Origin of the sequence: Candidatus Collinsella stercoripullorum (assembly GCF_027669965.1) — a bacterium.
GTDB classification, from domain to species: Bacteria; Actinomycetota; Coriobacteriia; order Coriobacteriales; family Coriobacteriaceae; genus Collinsella; species Collinsella stercoripullorum.
On the sequence record NZ_JAQECM010000005.1, the window covers coordinates 17,560 to 33,735 of the forward strand.

Genomic DNA, 16,176 nt, shown 5'->3' on the forward strand with positions numbered 1-16,176 from the left:
CCACATAGGCACCTCCCCCGCACCCCATGCTGTACCGCCCGGTTTCCGGGCGGCAAGGGCGGCGGGAGATCCCCCGACCGCACCGATGAGGGATGGCGCCGCGGCCGGCCGCGCCCGGAGGCGCCGCGTCCCCGCGCGAAGCAGATCCCGCTCCCGTTCCATCGCTCCTCCTTTCTGGAGATCCTCGGCACCGCCCTCTCGGCGAGCCCTTCCAGAAGAACGCTTGCGATTTTCGCGAGCCGGGCGCTTCGTTTCCTCAGCTGCCAACTGAATTCGGGCCCCTTTTCGCCGACCGCCCGGCGAACGGGAGGCCGGCGCACATGAGCGGGACGCCGTACCGCGTCGGGAGGCCGGCGCGCACGAGCAGGGCGCCGTACCGCGTCGGGAAACCGGCGCTCGCAGCCGGGATGCCGTGCCGTTACGGAAGGCCGGCGCGCACGGCAGGGCCGCCGCGCCCCGACGAAAAAACGGGGCCCCGCACCGTGTGCGAGACCCCGTCTCCGAGCGATCTGTCCCGATGCGGCTCTTCGCCGCACGACCGGCTACAGCCGTGCCACCACCGCATCTCCCATGGCGGCGGTGCCGAGCACGTGCTCCGCGGGCGTCGACCCGTCCGCGATGTCGCGCGTGCGCAGGCCGGCGTCGAGCACCGCGGTCACCGCGGCGCGCACCTCGTCGGCCGCCTCGCCCATGTCGAGGCTGTAGCGCAGCATCATCTCGACGGAGAGGATCTGCGCGAGCGGGTTGGCGATCCCCTGCCCGGCGATATCCGGCGCGCTGCCGTGGCTCGGCTCGTACAGCGCGACGCCGTCGCCCAGGCTCGCGCTCGCGAGCATGCCGAGCGAGCCGGTGATCTGAGCCGCCTCGTCGGAGAGGATGTCGCCGAACATGTTCTCGGTCACCACGACGTCGAAGTCCGCAGGGCGGTTGATGAGCTGCATGGCGGCGTTGTCCACGAGCACGTCCTCGAGCTCCACGTCCGCATAGTCGGCGTCGTGCACGCGGTGGACGACCTCGCGCCACATGCGGCTCGTCTCCAGCACGTTGGCCTTGTCCACGCTCGACACCTTGCCCCGGCGCCGGCGCGCCGCCTCGAACGCCTGGCGCGCGATGCGCTCGACCTCGTACTCGCGGTATTCGAGCGTGTCGTACGCGCGCTGCCCGGGCGCGCCGTCCGCGCCCGCGCCCGCCTCGTCGTAGAAGCGCTCGCGGCGGCCGAAGTACAGGCCGCCCGTGAGCTCGCGCACGATTATCATGTCCACGCCGTCGACGATCTCCGGGCGCAGGGTCGACGCCCCGGCGAGCGCCGAGAAGATCTGCACCGGGCGGAGGTTGGTGTAGAGCCCCAGCTCCTTGCGGATCTTGAGCAGCCCCTGCTCCGGGCGCGGGGCGGCGGGATCGGTGGTGTCCCACTTCGGGCCGCCCACCGCGGCGAGCAGCACGGCGTCCGCGGCGCGGGCCGCGTCGAGCGTCTCGTCGGGCAGGGGGTCGCCGGTCGCGTCGATCGCGCAGCCGCCGATCAGGGCGTCCTCGCAGGCGAACTCGACGCCGTGGCGCCGCCCGACGGCGTCGAGCACCTTCTTCCCCTCGGCGATGATCTCCGGCCCGATCCCGTCGCCGGGCAGGCAGCAGATGCGGTAGGTCTTCTTCACGTTGCAGCTCCAATCAAGCGAGCTCGGGCCCGCTGCGAACGGGTTGTCCAATGGCATGTGTCCTCCTTGCGGTTCGTCGGCCGCCCCGCGGGGTATCCCCACGGGGCGCCGCCCGTACGGGCTAGCGCCCCGATTCGGCGGCGAGCTTGCGCCGCGTGCGCTCGACGAGCCCCCCGGCCTCGATGATCTCGGCGATGAACGGCGGGAAGGGCTCGGCGGTGAACGTCTCGCCCGTATCCAGGTTCGCGATCGTGCCGGTATCGGTGTCGACCGCCACGCGCGCGCCGTCGGCGATGGCGTCGACCGCGGAGGGGCACTCCATGATGGGCAGGCCCACGTTGATCGCGTTGCGGTAGAAGATGCGCGCGAAGCTCTTGGCGATGACGCAGGACACGCCCGCCGCCTTGATGGCGACCGGCGCGTGCTCGCGCGACGATCCGCAGCCGAAGTTCTCCTCGGCGACGATGATGTCGCCGGGCTGGACGCGCTCGGCGAAGGTCGGGTCGATGTCCTCCATGGCATGCGCCGACAGGTGCGCATGGTCGGAGCTGTTGAGATAGCGCGCCGGGATGATGACGTCGGTATCGACGTCGCGCCCGTACCGGAAGACGGTTCCCTCGAAGTTCATGGTTAGGCTCCTTGCTGGATGGTCGCAGGTCTAGGTGCTCGGCGGCACGGCGCCCGCCCCGTCCGCGCGCCGGTCCGGCGGCGCGTCGCGGCGCGGGCGCGTCCCCGCCGCGGGCTAGAGGTCGGACGGGGCGGCGATATGGCCCGCCACGGCGCTCGCCGCCGCGACCGCCGGGCTCGCCAGGTACACCTCGGAGGTCGGGTCGCCCATGCGCCCCACGAAGTTGCGGTTCGTGGTGGACACGCAGCGCTCGCCCGCGGCGAGGATGCCCATGTACCCACCCAGGCAGGGGCCGCAGGTGGGCGTGGAGAACACGCAGCCGGCATCGATGAAGATGTCGGCGAGGCCCTCCGCCATGCACTGCTTGAACACCGCCTGCGTCGCGGGGATGACGATGCAGCGGACGTTCTCGTTCACCCGGCGGCCGGCGAGCACCTCCGCCGCGGCGCGCATGTCCTCGATGCGCCCGTTGGTGCAGCTGCCGATGACCGCCTGGTCCACGGCGATATGCGTGGACTCGCTCACCGGATGGGTGTTGGAGGGCAGGTGCGGCCAGGAGACGCAGGGCTTGATGTCCGCCGCGTCGATATGGATGACCTGCGCGTACTCGGCGTCCTCGTCGGCGTGGTACTCGACGTAGGGGCGCTGGCAGCGGTCCTTCAGCCACGCGCGCGCCACGTCGTCGACCTCCATGATGCCGGCCTTGCCGCCCGCCTCGATCGCCATGTTGGAGATGGTCATGCGACCCTCCATCGACAGGGAGCCGATGGTCGACCCGGCGAACTCCATGGCCTGGTACAGGGCCCCGTCGACGCCGATCAGGCCGATGATGTGCAGGATGATGTCCTTGGCGCTCGCCCCGTCGGCGAGCGCGCCGTCGATCTCGAAGCGGATGGTCGGCGGGACCTTGAACCAGGCGCGGCCCGTGGCGAGGCCCACGCCGGCGTCGGTGGAGCCCACGCCCGTGGAGAACGCGCCGAGCGCGCCGTAGGTGCAGGTGTGCGAGTCGGCGCCGATGATGAGGTCTCCGGGCACCACGGTGCCCGTCTCGGGCAGCAGCGCGTGCTCGATGCCCGCGCAGCCCTGCTCCCAGTAATGGGTGATCCGCTGCTCATGGGCGAAGTCGCGCATCTTCTTGGTCTGCTCGGCGCTCTTGATGTCCTTGTTGGGCGCGTAGTGGTCCGGCACGAGGCAGACGCGGTCGCGGTCGAAGACGCGCTCGGCTCCCAGCTCGTGGAAGACGTCGATGGCGATGGGCGCGGTGATGTCGTTGGCGAGCACGATGTCGAGGTCGCACTCGACGAGCTGCCCCGGGCGCACCTCCTCGAGCCCGGCATGGGCCGCCAGGATCTTCTCGGCAACAGTCATGGGTCGTGGCATAGCCGTCGTTCCTTTCCGTCTCTCTTCTCAGGGCCCCGCCGGTTCGCGCTTCGTTGATCCTCGGCCTTCGGCCTGCGGAATCGCTCAGCGCGAATCAGCGGAGCCGGCATTCACTATCCGTTCAATCACTCCGCCAGGCGCTGGGGCTTGCGGATGCTTCGTCCCGAGCCTTCCCGCAGCGCGAGGCGCGAGGGCCGGCGAGGGGCGAACATCCGCGAGCCCGGTCGGCCCCGCTACTCCGCGGCCTGCTCCCGCTGCTCGGAGATCAGGCGGTTCAGCGCGTTGATGTAGGCCTTCGTCGAGGACACGATGATGTCGTTGTCGCTCCCGCGTCCCGTGTAGACCTCGCCGTTCGCAGCGGTCACGCGCACCGTGACCTCGCCCATCGCGTCGATGCCGCGCGTGATGGCCTTGATGGCGAACTCGGAGAGGTCGTTCTCGACGCGCACGATCTCGTCGACCGCCTTGTAGGCCGCATCCACCGGGCCGGTGCCGTAGGTCGCCACGGTGTGCTCCCCGCCGTCCTCGTCCACCAGGGTGAGGGTCGCGGTCGGCGTGAGCGGGAAGCCGCAGGAGACCTGCACGGAACCCAGGGTCCAGATCGCGGTGCTCACGCGCTCGCGCTCGTGGACGATGGACTCCAGGTCCTCGTCGTAGACTTCCTTCTTCTTGTCCGCGACCTCGAGGAACGACTGGTAGATGCCCTCGAACTCCTCGTCGTTGAACGTGTAGCCGAGCTCGGCCATGCGATGGCGCAGCGCGGCGTGGCCGGAGCGGGCAGACAGGATGATCTGCGAGCCGGCGGCGCCCACGTCGGCGGGGTCGATGATCTCGTAGGTGTCGCGCGCCTTGAGGACGCCGTCCTGATGGATGCCCGAGGAGTGCGCGAAGGCGTTCGCGCCGACGATCGCCTTGTTGGGCTGGACCATGATGCCCGTGATCGAGCTCACGAGCTTGCTCGCATGCGTGAGCTCCTGGGTCACGATGTCGGTATGGGCGTCGAGCTCCTCGCCGTGCATGCGGATGGCCATGACGACCTCTTCCAGCGAGGTGTTGCCCGCACGCTCGCCCAGGCCGTTGACCGTGCACTCGATCTGCGTCGCGCCGTTGCGGACGCTCTCCAGGGCCAGCGCCGTCGCCATGCCGAGGTCGTTGTGCGTATGCACGGAGATCGTCACGTCCTCGATCCCGTCGACGCGCTCGCGCAGGTCGCGGATGCGCTGACCGAAGTGCCACGGCAGGTTGTAGCCGGTGGTGTCCGGGATGTTCACCACCGTCGCGCCCGCCTTCACGGCCGCCTCGACGATGCGGACCAGGAAGTCCTGGTCGGCGCGGCCGGCGTCCTCCGCGTAGAACTCCACGTCGTCCACGAAGTTGCGCGCCAGCTTGACCGCATGGACGGCGCGCTCGATCGCCTCATCCTCCGTGAGGTGCAGCTTATCGCGCAGATGGGAGGGGGACACGCCCAGGCCGGTGTGGATACGGGGCCGCTTGGCGGTCTTCAGCGCCTCCGCGGCGACCTCGATGTCCTTGTCCACCGCGCGGGTGAGCCCGCAGACGGTGCAGCGGTCCCCCGCGATGCGGCCGATCTCGGCGACGCTCTTGAAGTCGCCCGGGCTCGAGATGGGGAACCCCGCCTCGATGACGTCCACGTTCATACGGATGAGCTGCCGCGCGATGATGAGCTTCTCCTCGGTGTTCATGCTCGCGCCGGGCGACTGCTCGCCGTCGCGCAGCGTCGTGTCGAAGATCGCGATCTTTCTGGTCATGGGTCCCTCCTGGTGCTCGAGACGTCCGTCTTCACTCGGGCCTGCAGGAGGTGGCGGTGCCGTCGGTATCGGAAACGGAAAAGCACCCCGTCGCGCGTCACGCCCTGCAAGGCGGCGGTCAGATGCGCGGTGGGGTGCTTCGAAAGCTCGGGGCTATCGCCCGTACGGTGGGTGGAAGGACCCTAGCGCGCATCGGCGGCTAGTAGCGCTAGGGTTAGGGACAGCGTGCGGGCGGCGGCCGTGCCGGCCGTCCCGATCGTGCTGTGCGTAACCTGCGCCATGCGTTCCGTCCTTCCGTTGCATGCGGCCGTCCGCCGGCCGCCACTGCAATGTAGTGCAGTGTAGCAAACTAAAGCGCTTCCGCCAAGGATGATTTCGCGAACGGTCCATCCGCGCGGCGCCGCACCGGGCCGGATGGCGGCATGCGACAATCGGGTGTGCGCCCCCGGCGGAACAGCCCGGGCGCGGACCCGCCGAGACGCCGTAAGGAGCGCCCCATGATCGACCTGCGCAGCGACACGCTCACCACCCCCACGCGGGAGATGCTCGAAGCCGTCCTCACCGCCCCGCTGGGGGACGACGACCGCACCCATGAGCTCGGCCGCGGGGAGGACCCCACGGTCAACGAGCTCGAGGACCTCGCCGCCCGGATCACCGGCAAGCAGGCGGCCGTGCTCATGCCCTCCGGGTGCATGGCGAACACCGCGGCCGTCCTCGCCCAGGTGAAGCCCGGCTCCACCCTGCTCGTCGACGAGCAGCAGCATCTGCTCATCAGCGAGAAGTACCTGTTCGACCCCGACTTCGGACGCATGCGGGCACGCACCTACCGCCACGACGCGCAGGGCCGTCCCGTCCTGGCCGATATCGAGGCGCGGCTCGCCGAAGGGGGCGTCGGCCTCGTCTGCGTCGAGAACACGCACAACTACGCGGGAGGCGCCGCGATCCCGCCCGAGCGCCTGGAATCGGTCCACCGCCTCGCCCGCGCCGCCGGCGTGCCCGTCCACATGGACGGCGCCCGCCTGTTCAACGCGGCGGTCGCGCTGAAGGTGGCGCCCGAGGAGCTCTGCAGGCACGTCGACACCCTCATGTTCTGCCTCTCGAAGGGGCTCTCGGCGCCGGTCGGCTCGCTCGTCTGCGGACCCCAGGACACGATCCTCGAGGTCCGGCGCATGCGCAAGGCGCTCGGGGGCGCCATGCGCCAGGCGGGCGTCATCGCGGCCCCCGGCCTCGTCGCCCTGCGCCGCAACGTGGAGCGGCTCGCGGAGGATCACGGGAACGCCCGGGCCTTCGCCGAGCGCATCGCGGGGCTCCGGCATACGCGCCTCGTCGGTGCCGTCGCCACCAACATCGCAGTCGTCGACGTGAGCTCCTGCTGCCCCGACCCCTTGCGCTACTGCGAGCTCGCAGCCGAGCGGGGGCTCATCGTCCGGCCCGTGCTCAAGCGCTACATCCGCTTCGTCTTCTACCGCGGCGTCACGCGTGCCGACGCCCTCGCGGCGGCCGATATCGTGCGCGCGCTCGACGCCGAGCTCGGTGCCGAGGCGGATGCCTGACGCCGTACGACGGCCGCGCCCTCGTGCCGGGCCCTTGCGGCCGGTCGGGAGGGGGTCGGTCGGGGGTCGGTCGGCCGCCTCGGCCGCTGCGGGAACCTCGCCGGCCCGGCGGCATCGGCAGGGCTTCGCCACATGGGGCGCGGCCCCGTCCCCGGTCCCCCGGGGCGGAGCCGCGCCCTTCTTCATCGCCGGCGGCTCCGTCCCCCGCACAGGCGTGCCGGCACGCGACGCTGTGGGAGGGCGGGCAGCCTATCGAGCCGTCAGTTCCGCTCCGAGCGCTCCATGAGGGCATCGGAGAACCGCTCCGTCGCCACATACCCACGCACCTGGTTCCAAGAGTCCTCGGACTCCAGCAGCGAGTCGTTCACCTGGGTGATCGCGTTGTCCGTCGCGCTCGCGAGCAGGCTCTCGACCGTCGCGCGCTCGAAGACGTAGAGGTCGATATCGTCCCGATGGTCATCGTCATCGTTCACCGTGACCTGGACGCTCGAGAGCGACGGCTGGATGGACATGAGCGCCACGACATCGTACGCGAGCGCGCAATCGACCGCATCCCCCTCGATATCGCTGTCGATGGCCGCGTACTCGATGCTCAGCGACGCACCGGTCCCGTCGCCCGACAAACTCGCGGCGTACGTACCCAGCGGCAGGCCCTGCACCAACCCGAGGACCGTCTCCGTATCGTTCAGGTTCAACCCCACATGGCTACGGAGCGCCTCCGCCGTGCCGCCGTCGATCTGATCCATCAGCGCCATGGTCGCCTCGTACTCGCGCTGGTCCTCCGGGTCGTCGAACACCGGCGCATCGCCGCTCTGGGAGCGCGTGCCGTCCATCGAGGTCCCGGTGTCCGTTCCGGAGGACGTCGCCCCCTGCCCGTCGGATCGAGGGTCGACCTGGACCGTCGTATCCTGCTCGTAGCTTCGCGCGGAGTCCCTCACGAAGCCGAAGGCGGCGACCCCGATGGCCCCGATGATGACGACCGCCGCGAGTACGCCGACCACGATCGGCCATCTCGCACGCGGGGCGTCCGCAGCGGGGGCGCCTGCGGCCTGAGGGGGCACCGGAGCGCCCGCCGGGCGCGTCGAGGCGGCATAGGCGTCTGCAGCGGGCATGCGCACGGTCTCGGCGGCACCGGCGTCGCCCGCGCCCGCGGTCTCCCCCGCCGCCGAGCCGGCGGAGTCGGCGGGCCCCGTCTGCCTCCCCCGAGCGCCATCGGCGCCCTGGGCGTCCTCCGCGTCGGCGGTGAGGACGTCGTCCAGGCTCGTGATGCTCGCCTTCGTCTTCTCGAGCGCCTCGGCCGCGTCCATGCCCCCGGCCACGTAGTCCTCGTAGCGCGCCACGAGGTTGCCGTAGATCTCCTCCTTGAGCTCGATCATATCGGCGGTGAGCACCTTGCCTTCGAAGAGGTGCTCGACATACATACGGAGTTCGTTCATCGGTCCTCCCCTTTCTGCTTCAACAGCCTGTCGATGATGTCCCGCACGCGGACCCACCTCTCGGTGGCCTCATCGAGCTCGCGTTTGCCCGTATCGGTGATCCGGTAGTACTTGCGACGCGCACCCTGCGTCTCATCGCCCCAATAGCTCTGCACGAAGCCCTGCTTCTCGAGCCGCTTGAGACTCGTGTAGAGCGAGGGCTCCTTCATCTCGTACGCGCCCTGGCTCGTCGATGCGACCTCCTTGAGGATCTCGTACCCGTAGCTGTCGCCCCCCGAGAGGGTGCACAGGATGATGGCATCGATGTTCCCCCTGATCAGATCGCTCACGGCATCCCTGGTCGACACGTCGTCACCTCCTGGTTCCTGTTCGCGTTGCCATCGGTACGGCTTCAATATATCACACAATACTATGTGTGTCGATGTACTTTTGCAGGCAGATATAAGCGGTCGATATCCCGAGGTGGACGGTGGGTTACGCAGATCTCTCCGCACAGGTCCACGGCAAGAAAAAACCCGGCTCCGCAGATGCGGAACCGGGTTGGAAGCGACACCGGATATGCGGGCGTTTCGCTACTCGGCCATGTAGTCGCGCTGGATCGAGGGATCGACCTTGACGCCAGGGCCCATGGTGGAGGCCAGAGCGATGCTCTTGACGTACTTGCCCTTGGCGGAAGCGGGCTTCACGCGCAGGATCTCGGTGTACAGGGCGGCGTAGTTCTCGATGAGCTTCTCGTCATCGAAGGACACCTTGCCCAGCGGCACATGGCAGATGCCGTAGCGGTCGGCGCGGTACTCCACGCGGCCGGCCTTGAGCTCGGAGACCATCTTGGCGACATCCATGGTCACGGTGCCGAGCTTGGGGTTCGGCATGAGGCCGCGGGGGCCGAGGATCTTACCGATGCGGCCGACCTTCGCCATCATGTTGGGGGTGGCGATGGCGGCGTCGAAGTTGATCTCGCCCTTCTGGATGTCGGCGATCAGCTCGTCGGAACCGACGACGTCGGCACCGGCCTCACGGGCCTCATCGGCCTTGGCGCCATCGGCGAACACGGCGACGCGGACGGTCTTGCCGGTGCCGTGGGGCAGGGAGATGGAGCCGCGGATGTTCTGATCGGCCTTACGGGTGTCGATGCCCAGACGGAAGTGGACCTCGACGGTCTCGTCGAACTTGGCGGGGGCGAGCTCCTTGACGAGCTTCACCGCCTCGAGCGGGGTGTAGAGCTGCGCGCGGTCGACCTTCTGGGCGGCGGCGCTGTAGTTCTTTCCATGCTTGGCCATGTTGCATACCTCCTGTGGTCAAACGGGCCTGGGCCCTCCCACATCGATGTGTGCCCTATTGCACACGAACGGGCGCGCCGTCCTGACGCGCCCGAATTACACGAGCTTCGCCTACTCGGCGATGGTGACGCCCATGGAACGGGCGGTGCCGGCGACGATCTTCTTGGCGGCCTCGATGTCGTTGGCGTTGAGGTCCGGCATCTTGATCTCGGCGATCTTGGTGAGCTGCTCCTGGGTGAGCTGGCCGACCTTGTCGCGCTGCGGGACGGCGGAGCCGCTCTTGAGCTTGAGCTCCTTCTTGATCAGGTGAGCCGCAGGCGGGGTCTTGCAGATGAAGTTGAACGAGCGGTCCTCGTAGACGGTGATCTCGACGGGGATGATGTCGCCGGCCTTGTCCTGCGTGGCGGCGTTGAACGCCTGGCAGAACTGCATGATGTTGACCTGAGCGGCACCCAGGGCGGGACCGACGGGAGGAGCGGGGTTCGCAGCGCCAGCGGGAATCTGGAGCTTGATGACGGTGGCAACCTTCTTCTCAGCCATGTCATTCCTTCCTGAACACGTACGTGTGAACAATTCCTATATCGTCAGCGCGAACCCGTTAGAAGCACGCCATCCCGGTGAGCAGCCGGGACGCGAAGCGCGCACGCGCGAACGGACAGCCTAGCCGATGACCGCGATCTGGTCGAGGGAGAGCTCGACGGGCGTCTCGCGGCCGAAGATGAGCAGGGTGACCTTGACCTTGCCGGTCTCGGCGTTGACCTCGGACACCTTGCCGTCGAAGTCGGACAGGGGGCCGGAGACGACCTTGACCGCCGTACCGACCTCGATGCTGACGGAGGTCCGCTTGGGGGCGGTGCCCTTGTCGGACTTCCGCATCATCTTGTTGTACTCGTCACGGGAGAGCGGAGCGGGCTTGCCGTTGGCGCCGAGGAAGCCGGTGACACCGGGGGTGTTGCGCACGCAGGTCCAGGCGTCGTCATCCATCTCCATGCGGACCAGCACGTAGCCCGGGAAGATCTTGGCGTCCTTGGTCTCGCGCTTGCCACCTTCCTTGATCTCGGTGACGCGCTCCGTGGGGATCTGGATATCGAAGATGCGGTCGGTCATGCCCATGGTCTCGATGCGGTGCTCGAGATCGGACTTGACGCGGTTCTCGTACCCGGAGTAGGTGTGGACGACATACCAACGCTTGGACATGCTTAGCTCCTCAACCCGGAGAAGAGAACCAGGCCCTCGCCGATGACCGCGTCGAGCACCGCGATGACGACGCCGACGACGATCAGAGAGACGATCACGGCGACGGAGTAGTTGACGAGCTCCTTCTTGGAGGGCCACACGACGCGGCGCATCTCCGTGCGGATGGAGCCGATGTACTTCTTCGCGCGGGCGAACATCCCGGGCTTGGCGTTCTTCTTATCCTTCTTCGTGGTCTTCTTAGCCGAGGAAGCCTTCTTGGCGGCGTCCTTCTTGGGAGCGGCCTTCTTGGCGTCGACCTTCTTGGCAGAGGCCTTGGAGGCCTCCTGCGCAGGAGAGGAGGCAGCGTTCTGCTTGGTCCCCTTCTTGGTCTTCTTGTTGGCCATGATGCTTACCTCCGGCCCGAACCACATGTACATTAGAAACCGTAAGCCTCGCGAGGAGGCTTACGGATTAGTGACTGGCACGCCAGGAAGGACTCGAACCCTCAACACTCGGTTTTGGAGACCGATGCTCTACCAATTGAACTACTGGCGTATGTATGTGAGACTAGCGAGTCTCTTTGTGCACGGTGTGCTGACGGCACCAAGGGCAATACTTCTTGATCTCCATGCGATCAGGCATGTTCGCCTTGTTCTTGGTCGTCGTGTAGTTGCGACGCTTGCACTCGGTGCAGGCAAGTGTAACGAGAGTACGCATGTATCTGAAACCTCCATGTACCGTCCCATACGGGCACGGTGGTACACATTATCAAACGGTCTAAGACCCTGTCAATGCCTCTTCGCAAATGATCGGTCTTCTGCAGATACGTTTCACAACCTGCACAAATGCTGGCATCGACATGAAAAACCCGGCTCCCCGAAAGGAGCCGGGTCACGCGAATCAATCAGCGACGAGAGCCGAAGCTACTCGATGATGGTGCTGACGATGCCCGAGCCGACGGTGTGGCCGCCCTCGCGGATAGCGAAGCGCAGGCCCTCCTCCATGGCGATCGGGTGGATGAGTTCGCCCTCGATGGTGATGTGGTCACCGGGCATGGCCATCTCGGTGCCCTCGGGGAGCTTGACGGAACCGGTCACGTCAGTGGTACGGAAGTAGAACTGCGGACGGTAGCCATCGAAGAACGGCGTGTGGCGGCCGCCCTCCTCCTTGGTCAGGACGTAGACCTCGCCGGTGAACTTGGTGTGCGGGTGCACCGAACCGGGCTTGCACAGAACCTGGCCGCGCTCGATCTCCTCGCGCTTGATACCACGGAGCAGGATGCCGACGTTGTCGCCAGCCTCGCAGAAGTCCATGGTCTTGCGGAACATCTCGATGCCGGTGGCGACGGAGGAGTTGGTCTCCTTGATGCCGACGATCTCGACGGGGTCGTTGAGCTTGAGCTCGCCGCGCTCGACACGACCGGTGGCGACGGTGCCGCGGCCGGAGATGGTCATGACGTCCTCGACGGCCATCAGGAACGGCTTCTCGTTGTCGCGCTCCGGGGTCGGGATGTACTCGTCGACGGCCTTCATGAGCTCGCGGATGGAGTCATACCACTTCTCGTCGCCGTTGAGGGCGCCGAGGGCGGAGCCGCGGATCACGGGGATGTCGTCGCCGGGGAAGTCGTACTCGGAGAGGAGCTCACGGGTCTCCATCTCGACGAGGTCGATGAGCTCCTCGTCGTCAACCATGTCGCACTTGTTCAGGAAGACGACGATGTAGGGCACGCCGACCTGACGGGCGAGCAGGATGTGCTCGCGGGTCTGGGCCATGGGGCCGTCGGTGGCGGCGATGACCAGGATAGCGCCGTCCATCTGGGCGGCACCGGAGATCATGTTCTTGACGTAGTCGGCGTGGCCGGGGCAGTCGACGTGAGCGTAGTGACGGGTCTCGGTCTCGTACTCGACGTGCGCGACGGAGATGGTGATGCCGCGCTCGCGCTCCTCGGGAGCCTTGTCGATGTTCTCGAACGCGGTGAAGTCGGCCTTGCAGCCCTCGGTCTCGGAGAGAACCTTGGTGATGGCAGCGGTCAGCGTGGTCTTGCCGTGGTCGACGTGACCGATGGTGCCGATGTTGACATGCGGCTTAGTGCGCTCGAACTTTTCCTTGGCCATGAAGCCTCCTCCTTCAAGGTCGTCCCCGGCGGGACATGCCTTTAAACCTAAGTGGCTCCCCTAGTTGATAGGAAAGCCACCGTGTTACCTGGTAGCGGTGACTGGATTCGAACCAGTGACGCCACGGGTATGAACCGTGTGCTCTAACCAGCTGAGCTACACCGCCTTACTGGAGCCTGCAACCAGACTTGAACTGGTGACCTCTTCGTTACCAACGAAGTGCTCTACCGACTGAGCTATACAGGCGTGAACTGGTGGGAGCTATAGGATTCGAACCTATGTAGGCATAGCCAACGGGTTTACAGCCCGTCCCCATTAACCACTCGGGCAAACTCCCATATGTTCACACTCGTTTGCGCGTTGCCGCGTTCGCGAGCAAAAGGATATTACGACGCGGCGGGCGCCTGTGTCAACGGAAAACCCTATAATCCACGGCTCCGGGCGTATCTATTCCAGTACGTCACCCCATTCACCTGCGAAAACGAGGGCACTTTAGCATGGTGAGGTTATGGAGGGCGTCGGTTTCAAGCTCCGCCGGCCCCCCTCCGGGCCGTCCATGACGGGGCCACCCCTCCCCGGCTCCGGCGCGCCCATCCTCCGCCGCCGGTTCTCCTTGCACCGCCAGCCGCCGGTTTGCGCGCGGGAGCGCTCCCGCGCCCGCCCTACAATGGTCGCGTGTCAGCTGCATCATATATACAAGGGGGATCTCATGCCGCGCCGCCGTCGCCGCCGTCGATTCCACTTCCTCATCGGCGCCTGCGCCGGCGCCTGCATCGCGCTCGCCGCGATCGTCGGGGCGTGGGCGCTGGGACTCGGCCCCTTCGCCCCGGTGGTCGGGGTGCCCGACGCCTTCGCCGACCGGATCACCGTGGGGGAGGACGGCGGGTTCACCCACCTGTTCCCGGAGGAGGACATCGCCTACGACGCCGACGAGCACGCTCTGTACGCCGACGACACCCTCATCGCCTACCTCGAGCCCGGCGTCGGCGCGCGCGAGCGCCTCGCGCTGGCCGACCGCGTCGGGGGGACCGTCGTGGGCAACCTCGAAGGGGGCGTCGACCTCGTGCAGATCCATGTCGGCGACGCCCCCTTCGCCGACCTGACCGCCATGGCGGAGGAGCTCTCCTCCTCCGAGGGCGTCATCATGGCGCTCGTCGAGGGGCCGCTGCTGCGCCAAGCGGATGCGGGCGCCGACCCCAACGGCTGGGGCGACGGCGGCGGCATCGAGGACGACCCCTCCGGCAACAACTGGTGGGCGGAGGCCATCGGCGCCTATCGCGCCTGGGAGCACGCCGACCGGTTCAGCCCGGTGGCGGTCGGCGTCATAGACGACGGGTTCGACCTCGACCACCCCGACCTCGACGGCGCGGCCACCCTGCTGTCCTCCCACTCGGGTAACGAGGCGTCCGACCACGGGACCGCCGTCGCCTCGATCATCGGCGCGCTCGACAACGGGGAGGGCCTGCGCGGCGTCGCCGCCGGCGACGACGGCGCCTCCCCCACCCTGGTCTGTGCGGACTACACCAGCGCCGAGTACGCGAGCAAGGGCGGCGACGCCGCGGTGCTGCGTGCGCTCGTCCAGGAAGGCATGCCGGGGCAGGGCGGCATCGCCGTCAACTGCTCCTACGGCGTACCGCCGACGTCGACGTTCGACGCGTGGGATCAGGACGGGCGCCGCGAGGCGCTGATCCGCCACGCGCGCGACACCTCCGAGGCCTACCTCGCGGCGATCGTCTGCCTCATGCTCGACGCGCGCCAGGCGGACCCGGACGGGGCGGCGCGCGATTTCCTGTTCGTGCAGTCCGCCGGCAACGGCCTCGTCGACGGGGCGCCGCTCGGCGCCTACGCGAACGGGTACTTCGCCGGCATCGACGAGGACCTGTTCGAGGAGTGCTTCCCCGAGGGGGAGGTCGCGGGGATCTCCTTCGGGGACGTCCATGCGCACACGCTCGTCGTGGGCGCCGCCCGCGAACGCACCGAGGGGGAGGTCGCCCTGCAGGGGGACGAGTGGCGCCTGTGCGAGACCTCGTGCTTCGGCGAGCCGTGGGTCGACCTGTGCGCGCCCGGCCCCCACAAGGGGGTCTACGCGGCCTGCGTGAACGGGTACGGCCCCTTCGGCGACACCTCCGCGGCGGCGCCCATGGCGACGGGCTCCGCGGCCCTGCTGTGGTCGCTCGACCCCTCGCTCACGGCGGCGGAGGTGCGCTCGCTGCTCGTCCACAGCGGGGACGGCATCGCGCGGGGCGGCGAGGAGCAGGGCGGGCCTCTACGGAGGGGGCTGGACGCTCGTGGAGGCGACGCGCCTCACCGGCCTGCTGTCCGCCGACATCCGCGACTTCGACGGCGACAGAGCGCTCGAGATGCTCACCGTGCGGCTCGATCCGGGCGCCGGCTGGACGGTCCGGAAGGACGGCGCGTGGAACGAGGTGCGGCTCGTCCTCAGCGTCTACGAGTCCGCAGGCGAGGGGGCCGAGCTCGCCGACGAGCTCGCGGCCGTCGTCCCCGGGCTGCCCGACGAGCACCCGATTCAGGGCGTCCACGTGGCGCTGCTCGACGGGGACGGCGCCCCGACGGTCCTCGTCGACCACTGCGGCAACTTCAACGACACGTGGTTCGGCACGGTCGGACTCAGCTACGACGGGTCGGCGTTGCGTCTCGCCGGCGGCGTCAACTGCTTCGAGCACTACAACGCCATCGTCTGCATGGAGGCGGAGGGCGTCGAGGCCCTGGAATCGCTCGTCCGGTCGACCCCGCTCGAAGCGGGCTCCTGGACCGGATGGGGGCAGGTGCTCGACGAGCGGTGGGACGACGGCGCCTCGGTCTCGGCGGATACGCTGTCCCGCCACCAGGACGCCTACGACGGGGCGCTCGCGGGCATGGGGGTCGAGGACGAGGCGATGCGGAGCACCTTCCTGGAGGAGGTCGGCTCGGCGTACGACGACGCCATGGGCACCGTGGCGCTGCGGTGCACCCTGCGCCCCTCCGAGCACCTCGCGGGGACCGGCGGCGGCGAGGTCGTCGACCTGTGCGGCGCGGCATCTACGATGGACGCGGGCGAGGTCAACGCGCTCGAGCTGCTGGTCTACGACGAGGCGGGGCTGCTCGACGCCTATCGGTGAGGCCCCGGCCGCCGGCTCGGAGGCGACGCGCTCCCGGGCCGGCGGCGGGGCGCGGCGGGCCTTGCCGCC

The 16,176-nt window shown here is 68.2% G+C and carries 14 protein-coding genes, 4 tRNA genes and 1 pseudogene; 3 read left to right on the forward strand and 16 right to left on the reverse strand.

Annotation, left to right across the window (positions count from 1 at the left end; translation table 11 throughout):
• Positions 1-542 precede the first annotated feature (542 nt).
• The 4 genes from leuB to PHA29_RS02320 form a co-directional block, all read right to left on the reverse strand.
• Positions 543-1,709 (reverse strand): 3-isopropylmalate dehydrogenase, encoded by a 1,167-nt coding sequence (gene leuB, locus PHA29_RS02305; RefSeq protein WP_270847884.1) that lies wholly within the window; start codon positions 1,707-1,709, stop codon positions 543-545.
• A 64-nt stretch (positions 1,710-1,773) separates the two neighbouring features.
• Positions 1,774-2,280: a 3-isopropylmalate dehydratase small subunit gene (locus tag PHA29_RS02310; RefSeq protein ID WP_270847885.1), complete on the reverse strand. Its 507-nt coding sequence runs from the start codon at positions 2,278-2,280 to the stop codon at positions 1,774-1,776.
• A 114-nt stretch (positions 2,281-2,394) separates the two neighbouring features.
• Positions 2,395-3,660, reverse strand: coding sequence for a 3-isopropylmalate dehydratase large subunit (gene leuC / locus PHA29_RS02315; RefSeq protein WP_270847886.1), 1,266 nt, complete (start codon positions 3,658-3,660; stop codon positions 2,395-2,397).
• Between the two features lie 233 nt (positions 3,661-3,893).
• On the reverse strand, positions 3,894-5,429 hold the full coding sequence (locus PHA29_RS02320; RefSeq protein ID WP_270847887.1) for a 2-isopropylmalate synthase: 1,536 nt from the start codon (positions 5,427-5,429) through the stop codon (positions 3,894-3,896).
• A gap of 497 nt (positions 5,430-5,926) precedes the next feature.
• Between PHA29_RS02320 and PHA29_RS02325 the strand changes: the two genes are divergently transcribed.
• On the forward strand, positions 5,927-6,982 hold the full coding sequence (locus PHA29_RS02325; RefSeq protein ID WP_270847888.1) for a threonine aldolase family protein: 1,056 nt from the start codon (positions 5,927-5,929) through the stop codon (positions 6,980-6,982).
• A 260-nt stretch (positions 6,983-7,242) separates the two neighbouring features.
• Here the strand turns inward: PHA29_RS02325 and PHA29_RS02330 are convergent, their stop codons facing one another.
• The 12 genes from PHA29_RS02330 to PHA29_RS02385 form a co-directional block, all read right to left on the reverse strand.
• Positions 7,243-8,418 (reverse strand): hypothetical protein, encoded by a 1,176-nt coding sequence (locus PHA29_RS02330; protein WP_270847889.1) that lies wholly within the window; start codon positions 8,416-8,418, stop codon positions 7,243-7,245.
• Positions 8,415-8,765, reverse strand: coding sequence for a PadR family transcriptional regulator (locus PHA29_RS02335; protein ID WP_270847890.1), 351 nt, complete (start codon positions 8,763-8,765; stop codon positions 8,415-8,417). The genes PHA29_RS02330 and PHA29_RS02335 overlap by 4 nt, the downstream gene beginning before the upstream one ends.
• A gap of 225 nt (positions 8,766-8,990) precedes the next feature.
• Positions 8,991-9,698 (reverse strand): 50S ribosomal protein L1, encoded by a 708-nt coding sequence (gene rplA, locus PHA29_RS02340; RefSeq protein ID WP_270847892.1) that lies wholly within the window; start codon positions 9,696-9,698, stop codon positions 8,991-8,993.
• 111 nt (positions 9,699-9,809) lie between these two features.
• On the reverse strand, positions 9,810-10,238 hold the full coding sequence (gene rplK / locus PHA29_RS02345; protein WP_270404578.1) for a 50S ribosomal protein L11: 429 nt from the start codon (positions 10,236-10,238) through the stop codon (positions 9,810-9,812).
• 120 nt (positions 10,239-10,358) lie between these two features.
• Positions 10,359-10,895, reverse strand: coding sequence for a transcription termination/antitermination protein NusG (gene nusG / locus PHA29_RS02350; RefSeq protein WP_270404580.1), 537 nt, complete (start codon positions 10,893-10,895; stop codon positions 10,359-10,361).
• Positions 10,896-10,897: 2 nt separating this feature from the next.
• Positions 10,898-11,278, reverse strand: coding sequence for a preprotein translocase subunit SecE (gene secE / locus PHA29_RS02355; RefSeq protein ID WP_270404582.1), 381 nt, complete (start codon positions 11,276-11,278; stop codon positions 10,898-10,900).
• Positions 11,279-11,353: 75 nt separating this feature from the next.
• Positions 11,354-11,429 (reverse strand) — tRNA-Trp (locus tag PHA29_RS02360).
• A 12-nt stretch (positions 11,430-11,441) separates the two neighbouring features.
• Positions 11,442-11,591: a 50S ribosomal protein L33 gene (rpmG, locus tag PHA29_RS02365; protein WP_270404584.1), complete on the reverse strand. Its 150-nt coding sequence runs from the start codon at positions 11,589-11,591 to the stop codon at positions 11,442-11,444.
• A gap of 206 nt (positions 11,592-11,797) precedes the next feature.
• A complete protein-coding gene (tuf, locus tag PHA29_RS02370) occupies positions 11,798-12,988 on the reverse strand; it encodes an elongation factor Tu (RefSeq protein WP_270404586.1) in 1,191 nt (396 codons plus the stop codon).
• Between the two features lie 89 nt (positions 12,989-13,077).
• Positions 13,078-13,154: transfer RNA gene (locus tag PHA29_RS02375), tRNA-Met, on the reverse strand.
• 4 nt (positions 13,155-13,158) lie between these two features.
• A tRNA-Thr gene (locus PHA29_RS02380) sits at positions 13,159-13,234 on the reverse strand.
• Between the two features lie 6 nt (positions 13,235-13,240).
• A tRNA-Tyr gene (locus PHA29_RS02385) sits at positions 13,241-13,325 on the reverse strand.
• 807 nt (positions 13,326-14,132) lie between these two features.
• Between PHA29_RS02385 and PHA29_RS10600 the strand changes: the two are divergent.
• A pseudogene (locus tag PHA29_RS10600) lies at positions 14,133-15,155 on the forward strand (S8 family serine peptidase); the annotation flags it as partial.
• A 121-nt stretch (positions 15,156-15,276) separates the two neighbouring features.
• Positions 15,277-16,107 (forward strand): hypothetical protein, encoded by an 831-nt coding sequence (locus PHA29_RS02395; RefSeq protein WP_270847896.1) that lies wholly within the window; start codon positions 15,277-15,279, stop codon positions 16,105-16,107.
• Positions 16,108-16,176: the final 69 nt, after the last annotated feature.